Here is a 20,202-nt window from a genome sequence, read left to right as displayed (position 1 = left end):
CTTCGTACACTCTTAACGTTGCATAAGTGGCAATAAGTGAAGGCCCCGCCAGCCGAAGCCGACGGGGCCTTCCCCATCCCTAACCCCTTTCTTGCCCACAATGGGCGAAAGGAGACCACTCAATCCAAGCCCCTATTACTTGAAATGAGCATCGCTAGATTAACACAAACCCATCCGAAAGTAGGAACCATGTCCGTGTGCTCGGATTATTCCTCCACGTGAACCGCAACGTCACGTCGCTGCGGTACTCCGCCCAGCAGCCCGACCGCCGCGACGAGCGCGCTCATAGCGATACCAATCCATAGTGCCTGCGCAGAACCGTTATTGCCCGCGCTCGAGAGCGACGCGGCCAGCCAGTGCATCGGCATCGCCGAAGAAAGCGCCTCGAGGACCCCACTAACAGGGGCAGCTGCGGCGGCTTTCCAAACCCACCCGACTACCCCCATCTGAAGAATTATCAGGATTGCCGCAACCAGGCTCCCCCATCCGCGACCAAACAGTGCCGCAAGCGCGGTCGTCACTCCGGTAGAGGCAGCTGCGCCGCACAGCAGCGCGAGAGCCGCGATTCCCAGGGTCGCCGGGCTCAAGTTGTGGCCGAGGATAAACACAAGGGTCCAACCGGCGACCGCCAGGAGCACGACGCCTAGCGCCAGCGCCAGCCAGCGCCTCGTGCGGGACAGCCACGCCGCCGCGGCGACGCCGACGCCGCCCAACCCCACGAGTGCCGCGACCAGCATCGCCGCGACCGGGGCCAGCGAGGACTCCTGCGGCTCCTGCGCTGCGCCCTCCACGCCCGCCTGGGCCGCCGCCGGCGCCGGGAGCGCGCCACGCACCGCGCGAATCTGGTCGGCGGTCAGGTTCGCCATGTGGTCAATCTTTGCGACACCCTCATCAAGCTGTGCAATACCGCCGACCGCGCCCTGCGCCTCGTTATTGAGCTGAGTCAGTCCACTCGCCAGCTGCTGGGCGCCGTTCGTGGCCGTGTAGACGCCGTCGTGGTAGGCGTAGCCCGGCACCGCTAGCTGGTTGGCTACCTCGCGGGAGCCGTCGCGCAGCTTGTTCATCTGGGCGACAACCTCCGGCGGCAACTGGGCATTGTCCGCCTGGACCTTCAGTTGTTGAAGCTGCTCGCGTGCGGCGATGACGTCCGGGTCCTTGGAGGCCTTCGTCGATACGAGGGCGCGGTCGATGGCAGCGGTGACCTGGCCACGCACTGCATCGAAGGCCGTGGCCTGCTCAACAACCTGGCCAATCGCGTCCGCGACCTCCGTCGCGCCACCCCCGAGCTGGCCCGTCGCCGCCTGTAGCTGCACCATCCCGGCCGACAACTCCTGCGCACCAGCCTGCGCCTGGGAGATCGCGGCGACGAGTTCGTCGGCGCCGCCGGTGAGTTGGGAGGTGCCGTCGACAAGCTCTTTGGTGCCCTGCGTGAGAAAGCCCGCCTGCGTGTTGGCCTCCCCCGCCGCGCGGCGCGCCTCGTTCGGGTTGCCCTGATCCGACGGCAACTGCGGCGCGCTGGCATCCCCCTGCGTGGACATCCAAGTACTCACCGGGCTCAACGGCAGGAACGCCGCAACAATACACACCAACAACACACACAACACGCGCCACTTCATGGTGCACAATGTAACCCCTGCAACTGCATGAATGCTGGAAGGCACACCGCACGCTCCCAAAGATGTTGTGGCCTTGTCCAAGCTTGTTGCTACCCTTTAAAGCAACTGACAGTTTTCAAATCCCAAACTCAGAGAGGGTTCACCATGGCACTACCTCTCGTGCTCGCATTCGTGGCCGCGACAGTTCCGCTATCGCCGCTGCTCGTGCGAGTTTTCGACAGGAAAGCAGGCTGGCCGCTGGCGCTCCTGCTGTTCGCCGCAGCGGTCACGCTGGGCCGCGAATTTCCCAGCATTTCCCAAGGCAACGTGGAAACGTGGTCCGTCACCTGGGCCAACGACATCCTCGGGCCCGGCACCGAAATCGCGTTCTCACTGCGCGCGGACGGCCTGAGCATCTTCTTTGCGTTGCTCGCACTCGTCATTGGCGGCATTGTCCTCATATATTCGGCCGCATACCTGCCGAAGCGCGAGGGCAACACCAGCTTCTACACCATCATGACGGCGTTTACCCTCTCGGTGCTGCTGCTCGTGCTTGCGGACGACACCGTGCTCCTCTTCATCGGCTGGGAGCTCGTCTCGATCGCGTCCTTCATGCTCATCGCCCGCTCCGGCTCCGGCGGCGAAGCCGGCTCCTACCGCACGCTCATCCTGACCTTCTTCGGCGGGCTGACGCTGCTGGCGGGCCTGGCGGTCGTCTCCGTCGCGGCAGGAACGACGCAGCTCAGCGCAGTGCTCGCGTCGCCGGTCTGGGCGCAGTCGCCGGGGCTGACCACCACGGTGGCGCTGCTCATCGGCTTCTCCGCCTTCACCAAGGCCGCGCAATTCCCTTTCCACTTCTGGCTGCCTGAAGCCATGGCGGCAGCCACCCCAGTCTCCGCGTTCCTGCACGCGGCGGCAGTGGTCAAGGCGGGCGTCTACGTCCTGCTGCGCTTCTCCACCATCTTCCACGACGTCACCGCGTGGAACACGCTGCTGCTGGTCACCGGCCTGTTTACCGCGCTGATGTCGGCAGCCTTCGCCATTACGAAGACGGACCTGAAGCACCTGACGGCTTACTCCACGGTTTCCCACCTGGGTTGGATCGTCGCGGCGATCGGCATCGGCACCCCGGCGGCACTCGCCGCCGCGATGGTGCACACGCTGGCCCACGCGCTATTCAAGTCCTCCCTGTTCATGCTCATCGGCGTCATTGACCACCAGGCCGGCTCCCGCGACATCCGCCGCCTCGGCCAGCTGTACAAGCAGCTGCCGTTCACCTTCGCCTCCACCTGCGTGGCCGCGGCCTCCATGGCCGCCATCCCGCCACTGTTCGGCTTCATCTCGAAGGAATCCATCCTCACAGCGTTCGACGCCACAAGCTTCGGCCCGCTGCTGCTCGCCATCGCCGGGCTTGCCGCCCTGCTGACCTTCATCTACTCGGCGAAGATCGTCTTCGGCGCATTTATCGACGGCACCAAGCCCATGCCGCACGTCACCGAAGCGCCCGTCGCGCTCTGGCTGCCAGCCGCGCTGCCCGGCCTGACCTCCCTGGTCCTGCCGTTCACGCTCGGCTGGGTAGACAACCCGATCAACGCGGGCGTGCACACCATCACTGGCGACACCGAGTTCCACTCGCACCTGGCACTGTGGCACGGCCTGAACGCGCCATTCATCGTCTCGCTCATCGTGCTCGTGCTGGGTGTTTGCTTCGTCCTCTTCGTGCGCAAACCGTTCTTCGCGGCCGTCGAGAACAAGCAGCTGCTGCCAACCAGCGGCAATGACCTACTCAACGCCATGGTCCGCGGGCTTTCCAAGGTGGGCCGCTGGCTCGGCGCGATGGCGGACACGTTCAACCCGTCGCGCCACCTGCTGCCACTCGTGCTGTGCATCCTCGTCCTGGGCGTCAGCACCGCCGTGCTCACCCAGGGTGTCGACGGCATGCCGCTCGCCCCACGCGCCGAGGGCATCGACGTGTGGTGGGACCTCATCCCATTCGCCATCATCGCCCTGTCCGTCATCGGCCTGGTGCGCACCCGCTCCCGCCTCGCCGCGGCGGTACTGCTGGGCACCACCGGCGTCGGCATGACGCTGCAGATGCTCATGCTCGGCGCACCCGACGTGGCACTCACCCAGTTCCTCGTCGAGTCGCTGACCGTCGTGATCATCATGGTGGTGCTGCGCTACCAGCCACGCACCTTCCCCAAGACCCCGACCTCACGCAAGGTCTTCGCGGCCGTCGTCGCTGCCATCGCCGGCGTGGTCGCCTTCCTCGGCGTCTACGCCCTGCTGGGCCGCCACGACCGCTCCGACCTCGCCCTGTGGTACCTCACCGAGGGCGGCAAGATGACCAGCGCCGACAACATCGTCGCCGTCATCATCGTTGAGTTCCGTGGCTTCGATACCCTCGGCGAGCTCTCCGTGCTCGGCATGGCGGCAGTGGTCATCGCGGCCGTCGTCCAGTCCATGCCACGCCACATGTTCGAGGCCGGCACCCGCCCACGCCCATTCGGCCAGTCGCAGCTCAACTCGCTGCCACTGCGCAAGGCGTCCGCGCTCGTCGTACCGATCCTCGCACTGCTGTCCATCCTCATCTTCTTCCGTGGCCACACAGCACCCGGCGGCGGCTTCGTCGCAGCGCTCGTACTGGCCACCGCGTTTGGCATCAACTACCTGTCCCGTGGCGCGGACGCGTACGTCGTCAAGCAACTCACCCCGATCAGGCTGACAGGCTGGGGCATCATCATCGCCATCAGCTCCGGCTTCCTCGGGTTCCTCGAAGGCGGCTTCATGTACGCCATCCACGGCACCATCGCTGGGGAGCACATGACGACGTCCCTCATCTTCGACTTCGGCATCTACCTCGCCGTGCTCGGCATGGTCACGCAGGCGCTCAACGCGCTCGGCGGCTACCTACGCCCCGGCACCGAGATTTCCGACCTCACCTACACCCGCGGCGGCGAAAACCCACTGCCGGATGTACCAGAGCCGGAAGCACCCGCCGAGCCTGTCGACGCCCACCCAGCCCCACTCAACCCCGCGGAAAACCCGCGCCCAGTTACCACGAAGGAGCTGTAAACCACATGGTCATGGCACTTACCATCGCGGTCCTGGTTGCAGGGTCCGTCTACATGATCCTGCAGCGCGGCATGGTCCGCATCATCTTCGGCATGTCCCTCTTCGGGCACGCCTCCAACCTGACGCTGCTTGCCACCGGCGTCGGCGCCTGGCGCGGCGAGGCATTCCCCTCCCGCACCGAATTCGCCGACTTGTCCGACCCACTCCCGCAGGCCTTCGTGCTCACCGCCATCGTCATCGCCATGGCGACGACCACGATCCTGCTCATGCTGGCCTCACTCGGCAAGGATGACGACACCATGGACAACCCGACCGGCGTCGCAGGCACCTACGACCTGATGCGCCTGAGCCCGTCCGCGCTGTCCACCGCAGGCCGCACCGCGCGCCTCAACCCGAACAAGATGAACAACACGGAAGGAGCACCACGCGCATGAGTGCGGACGCAATCCTCCCAGTCTTCGTCGCCCTGCCGCTGATCATGGCGGCAGTGACGACGCTCAGTCCCTGGAAACGCGGCAACGACGCCCTGGGCCTCATCATCCCCGCCATCAACCTCGGCATGGCCATCTGGTTGTACGGCTACACCGCCGAACACGGCACGATTGCCCACGTCATCGGCTTGTACCAGGGCGGCGTCGGCATCTCCTTCGCCGCGGACCAGTTCTCGGCCATCATGCTGATCACCACCATGATCGTGGCGCTGACCTCCAACTGGTTCGCCAGCGTGGCCGGTGAGACCCAGGCGCGCTATTTCACGCCGCTGACCTTGGTGCTCATCACCGGTGTCTCCGGCGCGCTGCTCACCGCGGACCTGTTCAACTTCTTCGTCATGATCGAGGTCATGCTGCTGCCGTCCTATGGCCTCATCGCCATGACCGGCACCCGCAACCGCCTGCTGTCCGCCCGCACGTTCGTGCTGGTGAACCTGGCGGCGTCGACACTGCTCGTGATGGGCGTGGGCTACATCTACGGTGTGGCCGGCGCGGTCAACATCGCCGCCCTGCGCGGTGCCGCGGCCGGCAATGGCCCGATCACCGTGGCCACTGGCCTGGTCGTCATCGCCATCGCCGCCAAGGCCGGCGTCTTCCCGGTCCATACCTGGCTGCCACGCACCTACCCCTCCACCAGTGCCGCCGTCATGGGCCTGTTCTCCGGCCTGCACACCAAGGTGGCCGTCTACATGCTCTTCCGCATCTGGGTGGTCATCTTCGACATGGACGCGCGCTGGAACGCACTGATCATCGTCATCATGGTGATCTCGATGCTCATCGGTGGCTTCGCCGGCCTTGCCGAGCACACCATGCGCCGCGTCCTGGGCTACCAGATGGTCAACGGCATGCCGTTCATCCTCATCATGCTGGCCTTTACTAACGACGACGCCCGCTACGCCCTTGCCGCCGGCCTCATGTACACGCTGCACCACATGATCACCATCGCAGCACTCGTGCTCAACGTCGGTGCCATCGAGGAAACCTACGGCACCGGCACCATCTCGAAGCTGTCCGGCCTCGCACGCCGCGACCCGCTGACCTCCGCCGTCTTCGTCGCCGGCGCGTTCTCCATCGTCGGCTTCCCGCCGTTCTCCGGCCTCTTCGGCAAAGTCACCATCGTGCTCGCCGCCGCTACACCCGGCGACTGGCGCTCCTGGGTGGCAATCACCACCATCATCGTCGCGTCCTTCGGTGCGCTGCTGTCCATGATGCGCGTCTGGAAGCGCGTCTTCTGGGGCCGCCCAATGCAGCACTACCCGAAGGCCCTCAACGTCCGCGCGAAGCTGCTCGCACCGTCCGCGCTGCTCATGTTCATGTCCCTCGGCATGTTCATCGGCGCCGGCCCACTCTGGGCAGCCAGCACCGCGGCCGTCGACAGCCTTCTCGACGTCGACTCCTACACCACCGCCGTCCTCGGCGACGACGCCATCGGCATCCCCGATGTGGACACCCTCCAAGGAGGTAACTAACCATGCTGCAACGCTTCGTACACGGCGTGGGCTACACCGCCTGGCTCATCAAAGAAATCTTCGCCTCCGGCTTCAGCGCAGCCGCCGCCGCGTTCAAGCCCAACACCGGGCTGGACCCGATCATCATCTACTACCCGCTGCGCCTGACCACCGACTGGCAGGTCTTCTGGTACTCCACCTCCATCACCGTCACCCCGGGCACGCTGTCCCTCGGGCTGCGCTACCCCGCCCAGGAAGGCGGACCGATGGTGCTGCTGGTCCAAGCGGCGTTCGGCAGCGACCCATTAGATCAGATCGCCGGCCTCATCGACATGGAGGAGCGCATCAACCCGGCGGTCAAAGCCACCCCGCTGGACCCCGCATCCATCGGGTGGGACCCCTACGTGGACCTCGGCGACCCCGACGACCACACCCTGCCACCAGCGGAAAGGATGGACTAGAACATGTTTGAAATGATCCTCATGGGCTGCGTCATCGTCATGGCGCTCAGCCTGCTCGTCGGCCTCGCTGGTCTGATCCTGGTCAAGGACGAGCTTTCCCGCGCCGTCATGGCCGACCTCATTTTCTACGCCATGGTCACCATCTTCCTCGTCTGGTCCATCTGGACCCAGACCATGATCGGCTACGAAATCGCCATCCTCGCAGGCCTCGTCTGTGGCGTTATCCCGACCATCTCCATGGCCCGCATCATCACGAGAGGACGCCGCTAATGACCATCATCGAAATCATCGTCGCAGCGCTCGTCATCGTGGCCACCCTACTGGTGGTCGCCACCGCGCTCCTGCAGCTGCGCGCCCCCGACGCACTAACCCGCGCGAACCTGCTCGGCCCAACCGTCTGCCTGGCCTTTCCGATCCTGGTCGTTGCCAAGCTGATCTGGTCCTGGTCCACCACCGGCTTCGACCTCAATGACTTCCTCCGCGCCATCATCGCCATCGCCGGCGTATGGATCGTCGGCTCCGTCGGCTCCTTCATCATGGGCCGCACCCTCTACGGCGTGACCGTCTCCGATAAGCGCGACCGGCACCCGAACCGGCCGAACTACCGGATTTAGGTTCCGGTTCTGGGAGGGTGGTGCTCAGGCACCGCCATGTGAGCCGCCGAGCTTGCCCAACAAACACCAAAACCCGCCGGGACGTCACCGTCCTGGCGGGTTTAAATCGTTAAGGGTTACTTCTGCTGCGCTGCGCGCTTAGCGGCGAAGGATTCGCGGACCTTGGTTTCCAGGTCAGCGTCGACCTTGCCCCAGTATTCGTAGACGCGCTCCTCGATCTCCTTGTTGGTGATCGCCATCATCTTGTTCGTGATGTTGTGCACGAAGCGTTCCTTGGCGGCGTCGTCGAAGACGTCGCGGTAGAGGGTGCCGGCCTGGCCGAAGTCGTCATCCTCAGCGTGCTTGACGTAGGCGGCGCGCACCAGGTCGGTGCCCTCCGGGTCCGGGTTGATGTAGAGGTTCTCGGCGAGACCGAGATCCTGGCCGCTCGCGGAGGTTTCGCCGTCGTCGAGGTAGCCGGCTCCCTTCTCGTAGGAGTTCGGGCTGTAGTTTGGTTCGTTCTCTTCGTTGAAGAAGTATGCCATGGAGCCGCGCTCTGCGTAGGTGTTCACCTCGTTGATCGGGCGGTTGACCGGCAGATCCTTGTAGTTGGCGCCGATGCGGTAGCGCTGCTGGTCAGCGTACGCAAAGACGCGGGCCTGAAGCATGCGGTCTGGGGACAGGCCGACACCTGGGACCAAGTTGGCTGGGTCGAGTGCCAGCTGCTCGATCTGTGCGTGGAAGTTCTTCGGGTTGCGGTTGAGGACGAAGTAGCCGACGTCGATAAGCGGGTAGTCCTTCTGCGACCACGTCTTGGTGAGGTCGAACGGGTTGAAGCGGTAGTCCTTCGCTTCCTCGAACGGCATGATTTGCACCTTGACGTCCCAGATTGGGTAGTCCCCCTCCTTGATGGCATTGAAGAGGTCCTCGCGCTGGAAGTCCGGGTCCGTGCCGGCCTTCTCGGTGGCTTCTTCGTCGGTGAAGCATTCCCAGCCCTGGCGGGTCTTGAAGTGGTACTTGACCCAAACTGGGGTGCCTTCCTCGTTGATCCACTGGAAGGTGTGGGAGCCGAATCCGTCCTGGTGACGGGAGGTCTTCGGGGTGCCGCGGTCGCCGAGCAGGTAGGTCACCTGGTGAGCAGATTCAGGGGTGCGGGTCCAGAAGTCCCACTGCATCTCGTCATCGCGCAGGCCGGAGTTCGGCTGGCGCTTCTGGGAGTGGATGAAGTCCGGGAACTTGATGCCGTCGCGCAGGAAGAACGTCGGGGTGTTATTGCCGACAATGTCATAGTTGCCGTCTTCGGTGTAGAAGCGCAGTGCGAAACCGTGAACGTCACGCCAAGTGTCTGGGGAGCCTGCCTCACCAGCAACGGTGGAGAAGCGTGCAGCCATCGGGGTGACGGTGCCAGGCTGGAAGAGCTTCGCCTTCGTGTACTTGGACACGTCCTCGGTGATGTGCAGCTCACCGAATGCTCCGTGGCCCTTCGCGTGTGGAATACGTTCGGGGACATTCTCGCGGTTGAAGTGCGCAAGCTTCTCGATGAGGTGAATGTCATCCAGGACATTCGCGCCCTGACGGCCCTGCGTAACACTCACGTTTTCCGATGGGACGGGCTGGCCGGCGAGCTGGGTGGTTTGACCCTTGCCCGCTGGACGTTCGCCGTTCGAAAGGATGTGGTCTACGTTCTTCTCTGCCATTGTTAGGCCCTCCTTATTGTTAGGGTTCGATTTATACAGTACGCGAATATCAGAGTGGCATCAAGGGTTTTTCCAATACTGGTACCCTTTTTATTCGTGAACAGCAGCGATAGCCAGTACGTCACCGACCTCGCCCTCCGGGCAGGTCGGGGCGACAAAGCTGCCCTCACCGACTTCATCGCCGCCACCCAGGACGACGTCTGGCGCCTCCTCGCCCACCTCGCAGGACACGACGCCGCCGACGACCTCACCCAGGAAACCTACCTGCGCGCCCTCGGCGCCCTCCCACGCTTCGCCGGCCGCTCCACCGCCCGCACGTGGCTCCTCTCCATCGCGCGCCGCACCTGGATCGACTCCGTGCGCCACGACCGCAGCCGCCCGCGCGCCACCAACAGTGACTACGACGACGTCGCCACCCAACAGCCCAGCACCGACGACCCGAACCTGTGGCCCGAAGTTATCGACGCCCACAATCTCCTCAACGAACTCGCCCCCGACAGGCGCGAAGCCATCGTCCTCACGCAAGTGCTCGGCTACAGCTACGAGGAAGCCGCCAAAATCGCTGGCGTGCGCATCGGGACCATCCGCTCCCGCGTCGCCCGCGCCCGAAAAGACATCATGCGACTTACGGAACAGACCTAGCCCGTTACCCCCTTTTCGTTTATTTCGTTTATGTGTATGATGACAGTATGCCACAACATGAAGAAATGACAAGCTCCCACGTAGAGCGACTAGCACGCCAGGCACTCGAAGACCTTGACGTCGCGCTTTCTCGATCCACCTCGAGCAGCGTTGACATCGTTGTCGATGGGACCCGGCAGCCAATCGAGATCTCACGCTCTGCGGCTTCCGCGCTACGCGAGGTGCTCGCCAACGAGGCCGATGGCAGGCAGGTCAAAATTGTTCCGGTGCAAAAAGAGCTCACCACCCAGCAGGCGGCAGACCTCCTCCATGTGTCCAGACCTCACGTCGTGAAGCTCATCGACACCGGCCAATTAGCCGGCCACAAAGTCGGGGCACACCGGCGCCTATACGCCGACGACGTCTTCGCCTTCAAACGCGAAAGGGACGCAGCGCAGCGCGCCAACCCGGACGAATGATCCACCTGGAACCAAACCAAAAAGGTTCCGAATTCACCGACCAGGCCCAACCCATCAACTACACTGCCTTTTATGATTCGAAACGCAATAGCGATCTCCTTTGCCTTCATCGGCATCGTTGTCGGCGCCGGGTTTGCGTCCGGCCAGGAAGCGATGCAGTACTTTGTAGCCTTCGGCACGCAAGGCATTTGGGGAGCACTCTTGAGCTCGGCCCTGATGTTGGTTGGCGGTATCTCCATCCTCCAGCTTGGCTCATACTTCCAGGCGACTGAACACATGGAAGTGCTCGGTAACATCACCGGCAAGGTCATGGGCTGGGTTCTGGACATCTCGACCATCATCACGCTGTTCTCCATCGGGTTCATCATGTTCGCAGGTGCGGGTGCGAACCTGAACCAGCAGTTCGGTATCCCGGTCTGGATCGGCGCGGTCATCATGCTGGCAATGGTGCTCGGCGTGGGCATGCTGGACGTCAATAAGGTGACCAGCGCAATCGGCATCCTCACCCCGTTCCTCCTGATCTTCGTGATCGGCGGCTGTACCTGGACCATCGTCAACGCGCAGCCAGACTGGGACAGCATCAACATCGCGGCCCAGGACGTCGCAACCGAGCTGCCAAACTGGTGGATCGCCGCACTGAACTACACCGGTCTGAACTTCATCTGCGTTGTGTCCATGGCGGTCGTCATCGGCGGCAACTACCTCGACCCGCGCGAAACCGGCCTCGGCGGCCTCTTCGGCGGCATTGCCTACCTCGCGATGCTGCTCCTGCTCGGCATGGGCCTCATGGTCAGCATCAGCGACGTCAACGGCCACGACATGCCGATGCTCACCCTCATCAACAACATCAACCCAACACTCGGCCTCATCATGACGTTCGTGATCTTCGGCATGATTTTCGCCACCTCGTTGGGCATGTTCTACGCCCTGGGCAAGCGCCTGGCGCGCGGTCGCCAGCAGAAGTTCCGCGTCATCTACATCTCCGCGTGCCTGATCGGGTTCGTCCTGTCCTTCGTCGGCTTCAAGGACTTAATCTCGTTCGTCTACCCGATCCTGGGCTACCTGGGCCTGGTACTCATCGTCGTGGTCACATTAGCCCGCATCCGCGGCTCGGAAACCCTGCGCCACGAAGGCAGCCTGCGACGCCGCGCCCTCGAGCTCATGAAGGACAAACTCGATCCGCGCGTGAAGTTCACCCGCCACGACCAGCGCGAGCTGGACAAGATTACCGAGAAGTCCGTCATGGAAAATAAGGACTTCAAGGAAGCCATGATCGAAGAGGCCGAGCAGGCCCTCGAAGCGGAAGAAGTCCTCGAGACGGAAGAGGCTGGGAGCCAGGCTAAATAATCCTGCCCAGCCAAGTGCCAAGGGACGCAAGATGCGTGCTTTGGCACTTTTTCTTTGGCTCATACAAGGGTGAGCGCACCAAATTCCTGTTTTTCGGAGAGGAGTCGGAACGTTTCCCCAGGTCGTAGGCAGTACCGCTTGATGGAATGTGGTGTCCCCACCACCCGGTCCGACACCAAATTCCCGCTTTCAGGAGCAGCCCTGAGCGTTTCCCCAGGTCGTTGATTCTGCATGGGCGAATTTGGTGTGCGCCCAGAGAGGCCTAGTGCCAAAGGACGCAACCTGTTTTGGTGCAGCCATTCAACACTGCAGGTCAGCAATGTGCTAGATGTTTTCAGGTGCGTCCATTGGCACTGGTTACCTAGCAACCACACCTCAAACCCTGGATCCAGGAAAGTATTTGGGCATTTCCCCTGGTCACGGACCGGCCTGCCCCAAAAGCCGAAGCAGAAAAGCGGCCCCGCCAGGGAACAAACCCCAGGGGACCGCCCTCAAGCGCCCTCAAGTGCCCTCAAGAAGCCAGAAAAGCTACTTCACAAGCAGCTCCGCGATCTGAATCGTGTTCAGTGCGGCGCCCTTGCGCAGGTTGTCGCCGGAGACGACGAACACGAGGCCGCGGTTGCCGTCGACGGCCTGGTCCTGGCGGATGCGGCCGACGAGGGAATCGTCCTTGCCGGCGGCGGCGAGAGGGGTCGGTACGTCGACGACGGTGACGCCTGGCGCGGCCTCCAGGACGGCGCGAGCCTGGTCAGGGGTGATTTCCTTGTCGAATTCGGCGTGGACGACCATGGTGTGCCCGGTGAACACTGGGACGCGGACGCAGGTGCCGGAGACGCGCAGGTCTGGGATGGAGAGGATCTTGCGCGATTCGTTGCGGAGTTTCTGCTCCTCGTCGGTTTCTTCGGTGCCGTCGTCGACGAGGTTGCCGGCGAGTGGCAGCGCATTGAAGGCAATCGGCGCGACGTATGGGCCGAGCTCCTCGGGCTGGAGGAGGGAGCCGTCGAGGGCGAGTTCGGTGTTGCGCTCGCCGATTTCGGCGACCTGGTTTGCAAGCGCCTGCACACCGGCGAGGCCGGAGCCGGAGACCGCCTGGTAGGAGGCTACGCGCATGGTGTGAAGGCCGGCGGCGTCGTGGAGTGCCTTGGCCACGGGCATGATTGCCATGGTGGTGCAGTTCGGGTTCGCGATGATGCCCTTGGCTGGCGCCTTGGCTTCGTCGGGGTTGACCTCGGAGACGATGAGGGGGACGTCATCGTCTTTGCGCCACGCGGAGGAGTTGTCTACGACGGTGGCGCCGGCGGCTGCGAAGACTGGGGCCCACTGCTTGGAGGTGCCGCCGCCTGCGGAGAAGAGCGCGATGTCGACGTCGGCGACGGAGTCTTCGGTGACCTGGGTGAGGTCTTCGACGACGACGTCCTGGCCGCGGTATTCGAGGTGCTTACCCGCGGAGCGTGGTGATGCGAAGAAGCGCACTTTGTCCGCTGGGAAGTCTCGTTCGGCGAGGATTTCGCGCATGACGCGGCCGACCTGGCCGGTTGCACCTACTACTGCGATGGTGGTCATGAAGTGTGTCCTTTCTTAGCGTCCGGTGCCAGCGTAGACGATGGCTGGTTCGTCGCCGCCGAGTTCGAACTTGTCGTGGATAGCGCGGGTGGCTTCCTCAAGGTCGATTTCGCGTACAACGGCAGTGATGCGGATTTCGGAGGTGGTGATCATGTCGATGTTCACGCCGGCGTCGCGAAGTGCTTCGGTGAAGTCGGCGGTGACGCCCGGGTGGGTCTTCATGCCTGCACCGATGAGGGACACCTTGCCGATCTGGTCGTTGTAGGTGATGTTGTCCCAGCCTTCTTTCGCCTGGAGGGCCTTGAGCAGTTCCATGGCGCGGGGGCCGTCGGCAATTGGGAGGGTGAAGGTGATGTCGGTGGTCAGGTTGTGGAGGCTGGAGATGTTCTGCAGCACCATGTCGATGTTGATCTCGTTGTCGGCGAGGACGCGGAACACCTTGGCTGCTTCCCCTGGCAGGTCCTTGACGCCGAGGATGGTGATTTTCGCTTCGGAGGCGTCGGTGGCAACGCCGGACAGTACTGCTTCTTCCATGGGGATATCCTCCAATGCTCCGGCGACGAGGGTGCCGGGATCGTTGCTGTATGACGAACGCACCCGCATGGGTACGTTGAATGCGCGCGCATATTCCACACTGCGCAGCACAAGGATTTTCGAGCCGGACGCGGCAAGCTCAAGCATCTCTTCGAAGCAGAGTTTGTCGAGCTTGCGGGCGTCGTGCACGATGCGTGGGTCGGCGGTGTAGACGCCGTCGACGTCCGAGTAGATTTCGCACTCGTCGGCGCCGAGGGCGGCGGCGAGGGCGACGGCGGTGGTATCGGACCCGCCGCGGCCGAGGGTGGTGACGTCCTTGGTGTCACGGTTGACGCCCTGGAAGCCGGCGACGATGGCGATGCGGCCGGCGTCGATAGCTTCTTGGACGCGGCCCGGCGTCACCTCAATAATGCGGGCGTTGCCGTGGCGCTCGGTGGTGATGACGCCCGCTTGCGAGCCGGTGAAGGACTGCACATCAGCGCCGAAGGATGCGACCGCCATCGCGACCAGCGAGTTCGAGATGCGCTCGCCTGCGGTGAGCAGCATGTCCATCTCGCGGGCGGGTGGGGTTGGGTTGACGCGGGCGGCGAGGTCCAGCAGCTCGTCGGTGGTGTCGCCCATTGCGGAACACACCACCACGACATCGTGCCCCTGCTTCTTAGTGGCAACGATGCGTTCAGCAACCGCGCGTATGCGGTCGGCGCTTTCGAGGGACGAGCCCCCGTATTTCTGCACGATCAATGCCATGGTAGAACCTTCCATCGGTGTAAAAACTGTCGCGTGAAAATCCGCACTATAAGAATAGCGTCCCAAAAACGACTATGGGGCGACATGGCACAGAAAATTAGTATTATCGTTGACCATGCAGAACGACTTCCTTGCGATTAGCTTTGCGCTCACGTCTGCGCTGCTCATCGCGGTGGGGACGGTGTGGCGCCACCGCATCTTGCGCGCCGGCCGCTCCACAACGGAGGTCAATCCCTCACCGCTTTCTTCTTTGCGACGCCCCGCCTGGTGGGCATCGCTCGCCCTTGCGCTGGCCGCGTACGGATTTCAGGCGCTGGCGCTGGCGTTCGGATCCCTGCTGGTAGTCCAGCCGATTCTGGTGCTGTCACTGATGTTCACGCTGCTACTTTCGGCGCGCGTGGAGCACCGCACAATGTCGCCGCAGGGCACGGCGTGGGCGACGCTGCTGACCATTTTCGTTGCGGTGGTGATCCTGGTGGGCCGCCCGGTTCCGGGCACCGCCCCGCCGGGGATGGTCGGCTGGGTGCTGGCAATCGGGGTTGGGCTGGCCTGGATGGTCGGGACGGTCGCGTTCGCCCGCACCCGTGGCGCCGCTACGCAGGCGCTGGCCTACGGCATCCTGTGCGGCGCGATCTTCGGCTACCTGGCGGTGTTTTCCAAGGTGGCTGTGGACGCCTACGTACACGGCGGAGTCGTTGGACTTGTGGAGTCGTGGCAGTTCTGGGCCATGCTGGCCTGCGCGGTGCTGGGCACGGCAGTGCAGCAGTTCGCGTTCGGCGCCAGCAAGCTGGCCACCACGCTGCCGGCCATGAAGGTTGTTGAGCCGCTGGTTGCACTCACCTTGGGCATCGTGCTGCTTGGGGAGAACTTCGCCGTGTCCAGTGTTGGGGGTTGGGTAGCGATGGTGGCGTCGATAATTATGATGCTGGCCAGCGCGGCGATGCTCACACGGGTCAGTATTCAAGTGGGATAGGCCCAAACCGTGTATGCTTTGGCGCATGTCACATCAGCTGCTGCTCCTAATCTGCCGCGGCGGGATACAGGCCTCGTTGTAACACGGCCGGCGCCCGTCGCGGAGTTTGTGCACGCCGACCGTGAAACTCGCCACGAAGGAGAACAGCCACAATGACCACCCAACCAGCCTGGAATAAGCAGCAGCCATCGAAGATGCCAGCGCACCGCTACCTGCCGTTTGCGCAGGAGGTAGAGCCTATCCGCCTGCCGGATCGCACCTGGCCAGACGCCACCATCACGCACGCGCCACAGTGGTGCGCGGTGGACCTGCGCGACGGCAACCAGGCCCTGATTGACCCGATGAACCCGGAGCGCAAGCGCCGCATGTTCAACCTGCTGGTGGAGATGGGTTACAAGGAGATCGAGGTGGGCTTCCCGTCCGCCTCGCAGACTGACTTCAACTTTGTGCGCGAGATCATCGAGCAGGACATGATCCCGGATGACGTCACCATCCAGGTGCTGGTGCAGGCCCGTGAGCACCTGATTCATCGCACGTTCGAGGCGTGCTCGGGCGCGAAGAACGTGATCGTGCACTTCTACAACTCGACGTCGAAGCTGCAGCGCGAAGTGGTGTTCCGGAAAGACCGCCCGGCGATCAAGAAACTGGCGACGGACGCGGCGGAGCTGATCAAGGGCATCGCGAAGGATTACCCGGACACGAACTGGCGCTGGCAGTACTCGCCGGAGTCCTTCACCGGCACTGAGCTGGACTTTGCGGTTGAGGTGTGCGACGCCGTCGTCGAGATCATGGACGCGACCCCTGAGCAGCCGATGATCATCAACCTGCCGGCGACCGTCGAAATGATTACCCCAAATGTGTATGCGGACTCGGTGGAGTGGATGCACCGCAACCTGAAGCGCCGCGACTCCATCATCCTGTCGCTGCACCCCCACAACGACCGCGGCGAAGGCATCGCCGCGGCCGAGCTGGGCTACATGGCGGGCGCGGACCGCATCGAAGGCTGCCTGTTCGGCAACGGTGAGCGCACCGGCAACGTCGACCTGGTCACACTGGGCCTGAACATGCTGACGCAGGGCGTCGACCCGCAGATCGACTTCTCTGATATCCAGCGCATCCGCGACGTCGTGGAGTACTGCAACCAGCTGCGCGTCCCCGAGCGCCACCCATACGGCGGCGACCTGGTCTTCACGGCGTTCTCCGGCTCGCACCAGGACGCTATTAATAAAGGCCTGGACGCACTGGCGAGCAAGGTGCGCCCAGGCGCAAACTCCACCGAGGTGCAGTGGGAAGAGCTGCGCGAGACGGTCTGGGAGGTCCCATACCTGCCGATCGACCCGAAGGATGTGGGCCGCGACTACGAGGCTGTCATCCGCGTCAACTCCCAGTCCGGCAAGGGTGGCGTTGCCTACATCATGAAGACGGACCACGGCATCGATATGCCGAAGGCGATGCAGCCGGAGTTCTCCGCGGTGGTGCAGAACATCACCGACAACGAGGGCGGCGAGGTCAACTCGAAGAACATGTGGGACATCTTCGCCACGACCTACCTGGACCCGGATTCGCCACTGGAGCTGCACTCCTTCCGCACGTCGGATGAGGAGGGCAAGGACGCCACGACGACCGGGATCCGCGCGCGCGTGACCTACAACGGCCAGGACCACGAAGTCACGGGTGTCGGCAACGGCCCGATCGCGGCGTTCGCGAACGCTCTGGAGAACATCGGCATCAACGTCGAGGTGCAGGACTACTCGCAGCGCGCCCGCTCCGCGGGTGACGACGCCGACGCGGCCTGCTACATCTACGCGGATGTCGACGGCAAGCGTGCGTGGGGCGCTGGCGTGGCAGGATCGACGACGTTGGCGTCGATGCAGGCCATCGTGTCCGCGGTGAACCGCTCGACCGTCGCCTAACACTACCCCCGTCAGGGGGGTCGTTCTGCCTGGCGGACTGAGATGCGAGTGATAAAGCGCGCTCGCTTCTCTTACGCCTCTCTCAGCGTATAAGAATCCGCGCTGCGTACGAACGTGACGTGTCACACGCCTCCACAGGTCGACATGCGTTTACCCAGGTGCGCGCCTTATACTCATTGCTCGGAGATTTATCTACTGGCGAGGCAGCACCGGGTAAGGCAGGGCGAAATGGCAACAACATACGTGGTTCCAGACCACGGGCTTGGTGCTGTTCGCAACATCCCGGTACACGAGGCGGAGCAAGAGCACATCATTCACCTGCTCGATTCCGCCGATACGGACGTTGCGGACCTCGCAGCGCTGCTTATCCCGCGCGCTGAGAGCTGCGGGTTCGACATTCACTTCCAGGACTCGGTGCTCGGCAGCATGAGCGCCTCGGACGCGCGCGAGTACGCGGAGCTGTCCTGGATCGTGGAAGCCTCGATGATCCCGCAGGTCACGGTGCGCGCCATCCGCCTTGCGGACGGCTCCCTGCAAACCGTCCTTCGCCTGCCACGCCCCGGCCTGTGCATCCCCACCAACCAGCCCCCGACCGAGCCGTGGGTGTTTCTCGACGACACCCGCACCTACGACGTCTCCTTCCTCCCAGACGCGCAAGAGGCCCAGGAAGTATCGGTGCTGGATCGGAAGCATTACCTGTTCACGCTGAGCGCCACCGAGGATGCCGCCGAAGATACTGTGCAGGTCGCGATTGGGGATCGGGCCGTCGGCACCCTGGCGGGGCCAGTGGCCACCGCGCTGCTGCCGACGCTGCAGTCCCTCAGCGAGCGTGGCCTGCTGGCGGTAGCTCACGGCTACCTCGCGCCGTTGGGTGGCAAGCCGTCGTTGAGCGTGACCGTTGGCCCACTCGCCCCGGACGTGCTTCCGCCCCTCTCCCCGATTCCGCCGGTGCAGGTCCACCCGCGCCACCCGGATACCTCGGCGATGTCGGCGACCACCGTGATCCCCGTGGTACGCCCAGAGGAGCTGGAAGACAGCGCCGACGCGGTGGCCAAGTCCGCCGCAGCGAAGGCTGATTCGGAGGAGTTCCCCGCCGTGGAGACCCCGGCGGACGAGAAGACCCCGGAGGCGCAGCCGAAGAAGAACCAGCCGATCCACCCGATGCGCTGGGTAGCCGCTGTCATCGGCGCGCTGCTGATCGCGCTGATCGGCTCGGTGGCGTTCAGCGAGCAGTGGAGCGGCTCGCCGGACACAGTTTCCACGTACATGACGGAGCCTGCGCACTCCCCGAGCAAGTCCGGCCAGAAGCCGGAACCTTCGAAGCGGTCGACGGAACAGACCACCGAGGAGACCACGCCGCCTTCTTCGGAGCCCGCGTCTGAGCCGGCCTCGGCGCCAGCCCCGGCGCAACAGGAACCGGCGTACCAGGTGCCAGCACAACCGGCCCCGGTGTGGCAGGCCCCAGCGCCTGCGCCCGTGCCCGCCCCTGCGCCTGCACCAGCGCCTGTGCAGCAGCCCGCTCCCGTGCAGGAACAGCCCGCGCCGGCCCCTGCACCAGCGCCTGCCCCCGACTACCAGTACAATTTCGGCGGCCTGCAGATCCAGTCGGACACGCCGCTCGGCGGGCCATTACACCGCGTGCAGTGGCCATAGCTACTATCAGAGTGATGACAACACCTGACCACGAGCTCTTTCCGTTCGTCGCGGTAAGCGCCCTTTCGACAAGCATCCACCCCTCCACGGGGCGTTTGCTCACCCTCGATGCGGTCACGTTCGACGAAAACGGCGAGGTCGGCGAGGACTTCCACGCCGTATTCAACCCGGTCAAAGACGCCGGCCCGCGCCACCTGCACAACCTGGAGAAGAGCGACTTCGCTCAGGCGCCACGGTTCGCGCGGCACCTCAAGACACTCAACAAGCTTATCGACGGCCGCACCCTCATCGTGCTCGACAGCCCCACGGAGTGGGGGTACCTCGTCTCCGAGTCGCGCCGCGCCATGAACGCCGCCGCCCGCGCCAACCGCCAACGCGCCCGCAAGCACAACCGGCGCCGCCAGCGCGTCGGCCACATCCCGCGCCCCGAAGCAATCGTGGACATCCTCGGCAGCGCGCGCCGCCAGGGCCACATCCTCATCGACGAGCGACTCAACGCCGTGGCCAACCAAGTCGGCGTGCTCTCCGAACCGGCCACCGCCACCGTCGAGCGCGCCAGCGTCCCCGAGGAGGAACTCTCCCGGGCGGCCACACTGAAGCTCGTCGCGGTGTACCTGCAGCTGCGCGAAAACGGCACGCTGACCAGCATCGACCCGGAGGACCTCAAGGCGGACCGCTTCGGCCTGCAGCGCTCCGCACTGCGGGTGGACGCGCATAAGCGCGAAGGGGACGTCGATAATCCGGGCGTCTACACGGGTGCGGGCCTCAAGCCAGGCATGGAGATCTCCATCTCCGACGACGTCGCCGTCGACCCCGACGAGCTCATCCAGGCCGCGCTCGACGCCGGGCTGAACTACCAAGAAAAGCTCACACGCACCGCCTCCCTCGTCGTCTCCGACGCTCCATCCCGCGGCGCCGAACTGCGAGGCAAAGCGATGCACGCGCACCGCAAAGACATCCCGGTGCTCAGCGCGCAGGAGTTTCTCCAGGCCGTAGCGCGCGACTAACGTAG

At 64.0% G+C, this 20,202-nt stretch carries 17 protein-coding genes; 13 read left to right on the top strand and 4 right to left on the bottom strand.

Features of this window, described 5'->3' with window-relative positions; translation table 11 throughout:
- Positions 1–206: 206 nt before the first annotated feature.
- Positions 207–1,616, bottom strand: a complete 1,410-nt coding sequence (locus QP802_RS05485) for a hypothetical protein (RefSeq protein WP_284803919.1) — start codon at positions 1,614–1,616, stop codon at positions 207–209.
- Positions 1,617–1,760: 144 nt separating this feature from the next.
- On the opposite strand from QP802_RS05485, the gene QP802_RS05480 reads away from it, so the two are divergent.
- From QP802_RS05480 to QP802_RS05455, 6 genes are read left to right on the top strand one after another with little or no spacing between them, the layout of a single operon-like run.
- Positions 1,761–4,670, top strand: coding sequence for a DUF4040 family protein (locus tag QP802_RS05480; protein ID WP_284817756.1), 2,910 nt, complete (start codon positions 1,761–1,763; stop codon positions 4,668–4,670).
- Between the two features lie 5 nt (positions 4,671–4,675).
- Positions 4,676–5,104, top strand: coding sequence for a cation:proton antiporter subunit C (locus QP802_RS05475; RefSeq protein ID WP_070477297.1), 429 nt, complete (start codon positions 4,676–4,678; stop codon positions 5,102–5,104).
- Positions 5,101–6,630 (top strand): monovalent cation/H+ antiporter subunit D family protein, encoded by a 1,530-nt coding sequence (locus tag QP802_RS05470; protein ID WP_284817755.1) that lies wholly within the window; start codon positions 5,101–5,103, stop codon positions 6,628–6,630. Before QP802_RS05475 ends, QP802_RS05470 begins: the two co-directional genes overlap by 4 nt.
- Positions 6,631–6,632: 2 nt before the next feature.
- Positions 6,633–7,070 carry a monovalent cation/H+ antiporter subunit E gene (locus tag QP802_RS05465; RefSeq protein WP_284817754.1) on the top strand — a complete coding sequence of 146 codons (438 nt, stop codon included), beginning with the start codon at positions 6,633–6,635 and terminating at the stop codon, positions 7,068–7,070.
- 3 nt (positions 7,071–7,073) lie between these two features.
- Positions 7,074–7,340 (top strand): cation:proton antiporter, encoded by a 267-nt coding sequence (locus QP802_RS05460; RefSeq protein WP_070363265.1) that lies wholly within the window; start codon positions 7,074–7,076, stop codon positions 7,338–7,340.
- Positions 7,340–7,684 carry a Na+/H+ antiporter subunit G gene (locus QP802_RS05455; protein WP_070363266.1) on the top strand — a complete coding sequence of 115 codons (345 nt, stop codon included), beginning with the start codon at positions 7,340–7,342 and terminating at the stop codon, positions 7,682–7,684. The genes QP802_RS05460 and QP802_RS05455 overlap by 1 nt, the downstream gene beginning before the upstream one ends.
- A 116-nt stretch (positions 7,685–7,800) precedes the next feature.
- On the opposite strand, the gene QP802_RS05450 is transcribed toward QP802_RS05455, so the two are convergent.
- The gene (locus QP802_RS05450) at positions 7,801–9,360 is read right to left on the bottom strand and encodes a catalase (RefSeq protein WP_284817753.1); all 1,560 of its coding nucleotides are present in this window, start codon (positions 9,358–9,360) and stop codon (positions 7,801–7,803) included.
- A 96-nt stretch (positions 9,361–9,456) separates the two neighbouring features.
- Here QP802_RS05450 and QP802_RS05445 point away from each other — a divergent pair, with 96 nt between their 5' ends.
- From QP802_RS05445 to QP802_RS05435, 3 genes are all read left to right on the top strand, one after another.
- Positions 9,457–10,002 (top strand): RNA polymerase sigma factor, encoded by a 546-nt coding sequence (locus QP802_RS05445; protein WP_256042519.1) that lies wholly within the window; start codon positions 9,457–9,459, stop codon positions 10,000–10,002.
- A gap of 47 nt (positions 10,003–10,049) precedes the next feature.
- On the top strand, positions 10,050–10,460 hold the full coding sequence (locus QP802_RS05440; RefSeq protein ID WP_256008224.1) for a helix-turn-helix domain-containing protein: 411 nt from the start codon (positions 10,050–10,052) through the stop codon (positions 10,458–10,460).
- Between the two features lie 72 nt (positions 10,461–10,532).
- Positions 10,533–11,807, top strand: coding sequence for a YkvI family membrane protein (locus tag QP802_RS05435; RefSeq protein WP_284817752.1), 1,275 nt, complete (start codon positions 10,533–10,535; stop codon positions 11,805–11,807).
- 528 nt (positions 11,808–12,335) lie between these two features.
- On the opposite strand, the gene QP802_RS05430 is transcribed toward QP802_RS05435, so the two are convergent.
- Together QP802_RS05430 and QP802_RS05425 are read right to left on the bottom strand one after the other, a co-directional pair.
- Positions 12,336–13,370, bottom strand: coding sequence for an aspartate-semialdehyde dehydrogenase (locus QP802_RS05430; RefSeq protein ID WP_256008226.1), 1,035 nt, complete (start codon positions 13,368–13,370; stop codon positions 12,336–12,338).
- A 15-nt stretch (positions 13,371–13,385) separates the two neighbouring features.
- Positions 13,386–14,651, bottom strand: coding sequence for an aspartate kinase (locus QP802_RS05425; RefSeq protein ID WP_070363272.1), 1,266 nt, complete (start codon positions 14,649–14,651; stop codon positions 13,386–13,388).
- Positions 14,652–14,766: 115 nt separating this feature from the next.
- Between QP802_RS05425 and QP802_RS05420 the strand changes: the two genes are divergently transcribed.
- From QP802_RS05420 to QP802_RS05405, 4 genes are all read left to right on the top strand, one after another.
- Positions 14,767–15,624 (top strand): DMT family transporter, encoded by an 858-nt coding sequence (locus tag QP802_RS05420; RefSeq protein ID WP_070363273.1) that lies wholly within the window; start codon positions 14,767–14,769, stop codon positions 15,622–15,624.
- 152 nt (positions 15,625–15,776) lie between these two features.
- Positions 15,777–17,537, top strand: a complete 1,761-nt coding sequence (gene leuA, locus QP802_RS05415) for a 2-isopropylmalate synthase (RefSeq protein WP_284817751.1) — start codon at positions 15,777–15,779, stop codon at positions 17,535–17,537.
- A gap of 228 nt (positions 17,538–17,765) precedes the next feature.
- The gene (locus QP802_RS05410) at positions 17,766–19,190 is read left to right on the top strand and encodes a hypothetical protein (RefSeq protein ID WP_284817750.1); all 1,425 of its coding nucleotides are present in this window, start codon (positions 17,766–17,768) and stop codon (positions 19,188–19,190) included.
- A 14-nt stretch (positions 19,191–19,204) separates the two neighbouring features.
- Complete coding sequence (locus QP802_RS05405) at positions 19,205–20,197, top strand: DNA polymerase III subunit epsilon (protein ID WP_256008229.1); 993 nt, start codon at positions 19,205–19,207, stop codon at positions 20,195–20,197.
- Positions 20,198–20,202: the final 5 nt, after the last annotated feature.

The sequence above is a fragment of the Corynebacterium sp. UMB10119B genome, from assembly GCF_030228125.1.
In the GTDB taxonomy this organism is placed as follows: Bacteria; Actinomycetota; Actinomycetes; order Mycobacteriales; family Mycobacteriaceae; genus Corynebacterium; species Corynebacterium pseudogenitalium.
Note: the sequence above shows the minus strand (reverse complement) of the source record. Positions and strands in the feature narration are given on the sequence as shown.